The organism is Demequina sp., assembly GCF_024642165.1.
Lineage (GTDB): Bacteria > Actinomycetota > Actinomycetes > Actinomycetales > Demequinaceae > Demequina.
This window is the reverse complement of the sequence record NZ_JAHEBP010000018.1, coordinates 20,640-27,826: the sequence shown is the minus strand read 5'-3', so window position 1 is coordinate 27,826 and position 7,187 is coordinate 20,640. Positions and strand designations below refer to the sequence as shown.

Here is a 7,187-nt window from a genome sequence, read left to right as displayed (position 1 = left end):
TATCGCGGGTCGGAAGTTCGACACGCGCCGCTCGGCGCAGCTCGCCCAGTACCTCGACCGTGAGCAGTCCGGGCGCCCACACCTCGAGCAGATGGTGGCTGCGGAACGCCACCCGCGAGAACCCGGGCGCGGCATCGGCCGCCCGCACGAAGCGCAGCAGCGCCGCCTCGTCGATCGCCCCCGCGCCCAGCATCACCAGCGCATGGTGGCTCGCGTCCGACGGGGTGCCCGGCGCATGCCCGGGGCCCGCGTCGTGGACCACGAGCCCCGCATCGTCCTCCCCCACCGGTCCCAGCGCCTCAGACGCCGGCACGCTGGGCAATTCGGTGGGCCGGGCGCCGCCCCGGCGGAGCAGCCCGCCCTTGGGCACCATGGACTCGCGCACCTCGCGGGGCGTGTCGAATACCGCGTATGAGAGCCGTCCCGGGGTGCCGAACCAGCGGAGCACCTCCTCCACGGCGTCCCACGCGGCCTGGCCGCGACCCAGCGCGGCGACGGCGTGCGGGAGCATCGCGACGGGGGGGCCGGACGGGCCCAGCACCGGGTCGAGGTACGTGGGCGACGCCTCGCGCTTGTCGAGGGCCCAGGTCTGCGGGACGTGATCGTCCGCAAGGCCGCCCAAGTAGACCAGCAGCCCATCGATGAGCGCCGCGCCATGCATGGTGAGTCCCCGGCCCAGGTCCGAACGGAAGGCCCAGTCGGGCCGGATCGCGGAGCGGTCGCGGCGCAGGTCGCGCGCCACCCAGTCGATGACAGGGCGCAGCTCGGAGGGCGTGAACTGGAGGTCGTGGCCCGTGGCCTTGCGCAGTTGCACCGCGAGGTACGCGCTGCTCTTCGGGCTCGCCGCGAGCCACGCCGCGAACCACGCGTCCGCCTCGTAGAAGCGGCGCGAGTCGCCGTCGCCCGTGAAGAAGCCCATCGGGCAAGGCTAGCCGCGCGTGCCGGTAGTCTCGCCTCACCGATCACTGGGAGGCGACATGTCGGCGACGCCCGAACGCGAGGTGCTCACGTGGCAGGGGTACGGAGACGCGTCGCGCGAGCTCGCGCAGGCCGTGGTCGACTCCGGGTACGAGCCGGACGTGGTGGTCGCCGTCGCGCGCGGCGGGCTGCCGGTGGGCGGGGCGCTGTCGTATGCGCTGGGGACCAAGGGCGTGGGAACGCTGAACGTCGAGTTCTACACGGGCATCGACGAGCGGCTGGACGCGCCGGTCATCCTGCCGCCGCTGCTCGACACGGACGCGATGAAGGGACTCAAGGTGCTGATCGCGGACGACGTCGCGGACACCGGCGAGACCCTCGCGCTCGTCAAGGGCCTCATGGAGCAGCACGCCTCCGAGGTGCGCACCGTGGTGCTGTTCGCCAAGTCGCGGTCGATCATCGATCCCGATTATGTGTGGAAGCGCACCGACCTCTGGATCACCTTCCCGTGGTCCGCCCTGCCTCCGGTGACGCCCGGCCTGCCGCACCCCGAGCAGGGCTGACCCCTCCCCGCCCGATCATGCCGCCGAACAGGGACGATGCGCGCAGGAGGGTGCTGCGCGGCGTCGCGCCGGTCGCGGCCGCCCTGGGCATCGTGGCGCTCGTCTCGGTCGGGGGATGGCTCCTCACCGAACGCCCGTGGGAGCCGCCCGTGAGGCCCGCGGCCGAGCACCTCGCCTGGGTTCCGATCTGGATGCCCGACGCGCCAGCCGAGCAGCCCGACGGGCTGGTGGCCATCCCGGTCCCGGAGGCCGAGTGGGCGGCGATCGCGGGGGACGTTCGGGCCGCGGACCCGGGCGCCGACGTGCGGGTCATCGCCCACACCGCCTTCGAAGCCCGCGACGGGCGCCTGACGCTCCTGGAGGCGGTCGACGGGCCGCTGCCGGAGGGCGCGCTCACCTCCGGTCGTGATCCGGGCCACGGAGAGGTGGTGCTCGCCGAGGACCTGGCGCTCGAGCTGGGGGCGGGGATCGGGGACCTCCTGGCGCTGGCCGCACCCGACGAGGGCCCGGCGCCGTTCGAGGCGCTCACCGTGGTCGGGTTGAGCCGCGCCGACGACGGCGGCGACGAGGTCGCACCCCGCGGCTACGCGGCGTGGGACGACGCGCCCGCGCTGGTCGCCGCCTACTCGCCGGTCCAGGCGGATGCCTCCGCCGTCACGGACGGCTACCTGCGATGGGACGGGGCAGTGCCCGCGGCCGTGGAGCGGTACCTGGTCGCGAATCCCTGACCGATGCGGCGGATGTCCGCCGGCGGTGGTGCACTGGGGGGATGGACGATGCTGATGGCGGGCTGGCCGGCGGGGTGACCGAACCCGAGCACAGACTGGCCCGCGCGCTCAATGCGACCGGGCTGGCCATCCTCGGGGCCGCGGTCGAGCGCGACGGCTCCGGGGCGGTCTCGCCGCTGTCGATCGGACTCGCGCTCGGGATGGCCCGGGCGGGCGCGACGGGACCGGTCGCGACGGCGCTGGACCGGCTGCTGCCTGTCCCGCTCGACGAGGCGGCGCGGCTGCGGGCGTTCGCGGCCCTCACGGCGCGGATCGCGTCGGATCCCGCCTCCGCGGCGGAGGAGGATCCTCACTGGGCACCTCCGTCACCCACGGTGGTGATCGCCAACCGGCTGGTGACCGATCTGGGGTTCGAGCCGCTGCCCGCCTACGTGGCGGACGTCGCCCGATGGTTCGACGGTTCGGTCGCCTCCGTGCCGCTCCATTCCGACGGCCCGGCCGCCGCGGATCGCATCAACGGCTGGATCGAGGACGTGACCCGTGGGCTGCTCAGGACGGTGGTCGAGGCTCCCTTCCCCGATGACCTGGTGGCGATGATCGTCAACGCCGTCTACCTCAAGGCGCGGTGGAGCCACCCCTTCGACCGGCATCAGACCTCGGACGCGGCCTTCACCCTCCTCGATGGCACGCGGGTGGCCGCACCCACGATGCACGGGTGGGCGGACGGGCGCTTCGGTCGCCTCGACGGCCTCACCGCCGGGTCGCTCGACTACGAGGGCGACAGCCTCGAGATGGTGATCCTCCTCCCCGATGAGGGACACTTCGACGCCGTCGCCGGAGCGCTGTCGACGGACGTGCTCGACTCGGTCGACGCGGCCCTTGCCTCCGCGGCGCTCGACGTGACGCTGCCCCAGTTCACCACCGAGACGAGGGTCGAGCTCGCCGACGTCATCGAACACGAGCTGGGCATCACCGGGCTGTTCGGGGTGACCGGTCTGGACCGGATCGGTCCGGAGCTCGCGCTGGGCGAGATTCTTCACGCCACGCGCGTCACCGTGGACGAGGAGGGGACGGAGGCCGCCGCCGCGACCATCGTGGCGATCGCCTTGACCGGGCTGCCGCTGGAGCCGCCGGTACGCCACAGCCTTCACGTCGACCGGCCGTTCCTCTACCTCATCCGCGACCGCGCCACCGGCGCGATCCTGTTTGCGGGCCGGGTGACCGACCCACGCTAGGCCTCAGCCCATCGATGCGATCTGGATGAGGTTGCCGCACGTGTCGTCGAACACGGCAATGGTCATCTGGCCGTGCGTCGCGGGTTCGCGCACGAACTGCACACCCAAAGCGGTGAGACGCTCGTGCTCGGCGTTCACGTCCTCGCATGCCAGCGACGTCCACGGGATGCCGTCGGCCACCAGCGCCTCGCGGAACGGGGCGACCGCCGGGTGCCCGGCCGGCTCGAGCACGAGGTCCACCGTGTCCTCACCCTGGCCCACCGTGAGCCACCGCGCGCCGGGCCCGAGCGGCACATCGGCCCTCATCTGGAAGCCGAGCACGCGCGTGTAGAAGTCGAGGGCCTTGGCCTGATCGTCCACGAACACGCTCGCGAGATGGATACGCAGCATCGTCTGCCCCTTCGTCCGGATCCTTGACCTCCACCCTAGGCGGCTCCGCGCCGGTCGAGGTGGGTCGCGCGCGTGCCTACACTGGCCGACGAGCGCGACGCCGCGCGAGACACCTTGGGAGGCACACGTGAGCTACGCCGGAGATCTGACCCCGCACCAGGCCTGGGAGCTGCTCGAGAGCGAGCCCGACGCGGTCCTGGTCGACGTCCGCACCGAGGCCGAGTGGCGATTCGTCGGCGTCCCCGACGCGTCGAGCCTCGGACGGCAGGCGGCGCTCATCGAGTGGGTCTCGTACCCCACGATGACGCCCAACCCCGACTTCCTCGCCCAGCTCCAGGGCACCGGCGTGCAGCCGGGACAGTCCATCGTGTTCCTGTGCCGATCCGGCCAGCGCAGCATCGGCGCCGCGGTCGCCGCCACCGGCGCGGGCTACGGTCCCGCGTACAACGTGCTCGAGGGCTTCGAGGGTGCGACCGACGAGAACGGCCACCGCGGCCACGAGGGCTGGAAGGCCGACGGGCTCCCCTGGCACCAGGGCTGACGCTCCGGGCTCCGCGCGGGCGGATCCGACTGCGGCAATTCGGTACATGGATGCACGATGCGCGTCGAAAGCGAGCTCTCATGTACCGAACTGCGGCAAGTCGCAGGCCGGTAGCCTGAGCGCGGCTCCTAGGACAGGGCGCGGCGGGACTAGGAGTGGGCGGCCAGCCGCTCCGCACGAAGGTCACGATTCGATAACGGGCTTGCATTGTTGTGGCAGCAAACATACTCTCGCTACATCGAGGTCGGTCGAAGCGCTTCGATCGAGAATCCCCGGACACCCCTGGGCCCAGCAGTTTCGAGACGATGGAGTCGACATGGCAACGATCGCGGACGTGGCGCAGGCCGCCGGCGTGTCGATCAGCACCGTCTCCTACGCCCTCAGCGGCAAGCGCTCGATCACCGCCACCACGCGAGATCGCGTCCTCGCCATCGCCGAGGAACTGGGCTACCTCCCCCATGCAAGCGCTCGCATGCTGGCCGCGAACCGCTCCAACATCATCGCCGTCAGCGAGCCGGTCCACCCGGACACCGACGACTCCGCGCACATGGCCTTCGCCATGGAGACCACCAAGGTGGCGCGCGCCGCGGGCTACGACACGCTGCTGCTGGTCCACGACGACGCCCTCGCCGGCATGCGGCGATCCGCTGCGACCCAGCTCGCGGACGGCATCATCGTGCTCGACGTGGACGAGGACGATGCGAGGGCCCCGCTCGCGCGGACGCTCGCCTGCCCGACGGTGTTTGTGGGGCTGCCCGCCGACACGTCCGGCCTGGTCTGCGTCGACCTCGACTTCGAGGCCGCGGCTCGCGAGGCCGTGGATCGGCTGGTCGATGCCGGACACACGCAGATCGGCCTCATCTCCCACCGGCACGAGACCCTGGACCGCGGTTCAAACTTCCCGCTCCGGTTCCTTCGCGCTTTCGTCGCACACGCCCAGGCCCGAGGGGTCGACGCCGCCGTGACGCACCCCCAGGGCCATACCGCCGAGGGCAGCATCCGCCGCTTGCTCGAGCGGCTTCCGGGCCTCGACGGCATCGTCCTCAACACCACCGCCGACGTCGCCGCGACGGTCACTCCGGTGCTCGCCGCGCGCGGCCTGGAGGTCGCGCGCGACGTGTCGGTCATCGCGGCCGGCGTCAGTTTCTCGACGGCACGGTTCGCCGTGCCGTTCGACACCATGCCGCTGGATGCACGCGCGTCCTGCACCGCCGCCGTCGACCTCCTGGTCGCGGCCATCGACGGCGGGGACCGCACCCCCCGCATCGTCCTCCTCCCACCGACCTACATCGACCTGGGTTCCGTCGCCTCCCGCGCGCCGGCGCCCGAACCCCTCGGACAGGTCTCGTGACACCACCACGCAGATCTGCACGCATGCGCATCGTCGAAGCGCTTCGAAAGAGCGCGGCGAAGATGCCTCACCACCCCGGCCCCCGGGCCATAACAAGGAAGCAGGAACGGACAATGAAGTACCGCATCGGAGCCACCGCCGCCGTGCTCGCGGCCGGCGCGCTGACCCTCAGTGCTTGCTCAAGCTCGGGCAGCGACGACACCACCCCCACGTCCGGAGGCGCCGACGGCGACTACACCGGCGAGACCCTCACCGTCATGCACTACGAGGGCGACGAGTCTGCCATGGGCATCGCCTGGAACAAGGCGATCGAGATCTTCGAGGAGGAGACCGGCGCCACGGTCGACCTCCAGACCACCGCGTTCGAGGACCTCAACGCCTCGGCTCAGCAGTTGTTCGACTCGTCCGACGCCCCCGACGTCTCCGAGTACAACAAGGGCAATGGCACCGCGGGCCAGCTCGCAGCGACCGGCGTGATCCTCCCGCTCGACGACGCCTACGCGACGTACGGCTGGGCCGACAAGCTGGGCGCGGGCATCGACACCATCGCCAAGTACGACGAGAACGGCGTGATGGGCTCGGGCTCCTTCTACGGCGTCCCCAACTACGGCGAGTTCGTGTTCCTGTACTTCAACCAGGACATGTTCGACGAGTACGGCATCGACGTGCCCACCGACGAGGCCGGGGTCGAGGCTGCGATGCAGACCTTCGTGGACAACGGCGTCACCCCGCTGTCCACGTCCGCGCAGGAGTACCCCATGGGCCAGCTCTGGTACCAGCTCGCGCTCAGCCAGGCGGACCGCAGCTTCGTGGACGCGTACCAGCTGTACACGGACACCGTGGACTGGAACGGCCCGGAGATCAGCTTCGCGACCGAGACGCTCGCGGACTGGGTTGACAAGGGCTTCATCAGCAAGGACGCCTCCGGCATGACCGCCGAGGACGCCGGCCTTCAGTTCATCAACGGCGAGGTCCCGATGTTCTACTCGGGCTCCTGGTGGTACGGCCGCATGCTCTCCGACGTCACCACGTTCAGCCTGGGCATCACCAACTGGCCCGGCACCACGCTGACCCCGGGCTCCGGCGGCAACATCTGGGTGGTTCCGGTGGAGTCGAAGCAGCCCGAGCTCGCCGAGGTGTTCATCGACATCACGATGCGCCCCGAGGTGCAGGCACTGTTGGGCGAGTCCGGCGGCCTTCCCGTCGCCGCGAACACGGACGACATCACCGACCCCGACGCTCAGGCGCTCATCGCCCTGTTCAACGAGGTCAACGACCGTGACGGACTCTCGTTCTACCCCGACTGGCCCACTCCCACGTTCTACGGCGACCTGAACTCGGTCATGCAGTCCCTCGTGAACGGCACCGCCACGTCGGCGGAGGCCCAGACCCAGCTCATGGACTACTACGAGAGCTACGTCTCCACCGTTCGATAGCCCTCAACCACGCGGGGGTCCCGGC

At 71.0% G+C, this 7,187-nt stretch carries 8 protein-coding genes; 6 read left to right on the top strand and 2 right to left on the bottom strand.

Annotation, left to right across the window (positions count from 1 at the left end):
• Window positions 1–919, bottom strand: a 919-nt coding sequence (locus Q0L54_RS03135) for a hypothetical protein (RefSeq protein WP_296665445.1), incomplete at its 3' end; no start/stop codon positions are given.
• A 58-nt stretch (window positions 920–977) separates the two neighbouring features.
• Here Q0L54_RS03135 and Q0L54_RS03130 point away from each other — a divergent pair.
• Genes Q0L54_RS03130 through Q0L54_RS03120 form a run of 3 tightly spaced genes read left to right on the top strand, consistent with a single transcriptional unit; the run spans window position 978 to window position 3,444 of the window.
• A complete protein-coding gene (locus tag Q0L54_RS03130) occupies window positions 978–1,481 on the top strand; it encodes a phosphoribosyltransferase (RefSeq protein WP_296665444.1) in 504 nt (167 codons plus the stop codon).
• A gap of 17 nt (window positions 1,482–1,498) precedes the next feature.
• Window positions 1,499–2,209, top strand: coding sequence for a hypothetical protein (locus Q0L54_RS03125; protein WP_296665443.1), 711 nt, complete (start codon window positions 1,499–1,501; stop codon window positions 2,207–2,209).
• A gap of 41 nt (window positions 2,210–2,250) precedes the next feature.
• Window positions 2,251–3,444 carry a serpin family protein gene (locus tag Q0L54_RS03120; RefSeq protein WP_296665442.1) on the top strand — a complete coding sequence of 398 codons (1,194 nt, stop codon included), beginning with the start codon at window positions 2,251–2,253 and terminating at the stop codon, window positions 3,442–3,444.
• A gap of 3 nt (window positions 3,445–3,447) precedes the next feature.
• On the opposite strand, the gene Q0L54_RS03115 is transcribed toward Q0L54_RS03120, so the two are convergent.
• Complete coding sequence (locus tag Q0L54_RS03115) at window positions 3,448–3,834, bottom strand: VOC family protein (protein ID WP_366937926.1); 387 nt, start codon at window positions 3,832–3,834, stop codon at window positions 3,448–3,450.
• A 127-nt stretch (window positions 3,835–3,961) separates the two neighbouring features.
• Here Q0L54_RS03115 and Q0L54_RS03110 point away from each other — a divergent pair, with 127 nt between their 5' ends.
• The 3 genes from Q0L54_RS03110 to Q0L54_RS03100 all read left to right on the top strand — a co-directional run bounded on the left by Q0L54_RS03110 (window position 3,962) and on the right by Q0L54_RS03100 (window position 7,162).
• Window positions 3,962–4,375 (top strand): rhodanese-like domain-containing protein, encoded by a 414-nt coding sequence (locus Q0L54_RS03110; RefSeq protein ID WP_296665441.1) that lies wholly within the window; start codon window positions 3,962–3,964, stop codon window positions 4,373–4,375.
• Between the two features lie 316 nt (window positions 4,376–4,691).
• Complete coding sequence (locus Q0L54_RS03105) at window positions 4,692–5,726, top strand: LacI family DNA-binding transcriptional regulator (protein WP_296665440.1); 1,035 nt, start codon at window positions 4,692–4,694, stop codon at window positions 5,724–5,726.
• Window positions 5,727–5,839: 113 nt separating this feature from the next.
• Window positions 5,840–7,162 carry an extracellular solute-binding protein gene (locus Q0L54_RS03100; protein ID WP_296665439.1) on the top strand — a complete coding sequence of 441 codons (1,323 nt, stop codon included), beginning with the start codon at window positions 5,840–5,842 and terminating at the stop codon, window positions 7,160–7,162.
• The last annotated feature ends 25 nt before the right edge of the window (window positions 7,163–7,187 follow it).

Bases quoted from the DNA above. Each gene is read 5' to 3' on its own strand.
- Q0L54_RS03130 (WP_296665444.1), top strand. From the start codon at position 978: ATGTCGGCGACGCCCGAACGCGAGGTGCTCACGTGGCAGGGGTACGGA.
- Q0L54_RS03125 (WP_296665443.1), top strand. From the start codon at position 1,499: ATGCCGCCGAACAGGGACGATGCGCGCAGGAGGGTGCTGCGCGGCGTC.
- Q0L54_RS03120 (WP_296665442.1), top strand. From the start codon at position 2,251: ATGGACGATGCTGATGGCGGGCTGGCCGGCGGGGTGACCGAACCCGAG.
- Q0L54_RS03115 (WP_366937926.1), bottom strand. From the start codon at position 3,834: ATGCTGCGTATCCATCTCGCGAGCGTGTTCGTGGACGATCAGGCCAAG.
- Q0L54_RS03105 (WP_296665440.1), top strand. From the start codon at position 4,692: ATGGCAACGATCGCGGACGTGGCGCAGGCCGCCGGCGTGTCGATCAGC.
- Q0L54_RS03100 (WP_296665439.1), top strand. From the start codon at position 5,840: ATGAAGTACCGCATCGGAGCCACCGCCGCCGTGCTCGCGGCCGGCGCG.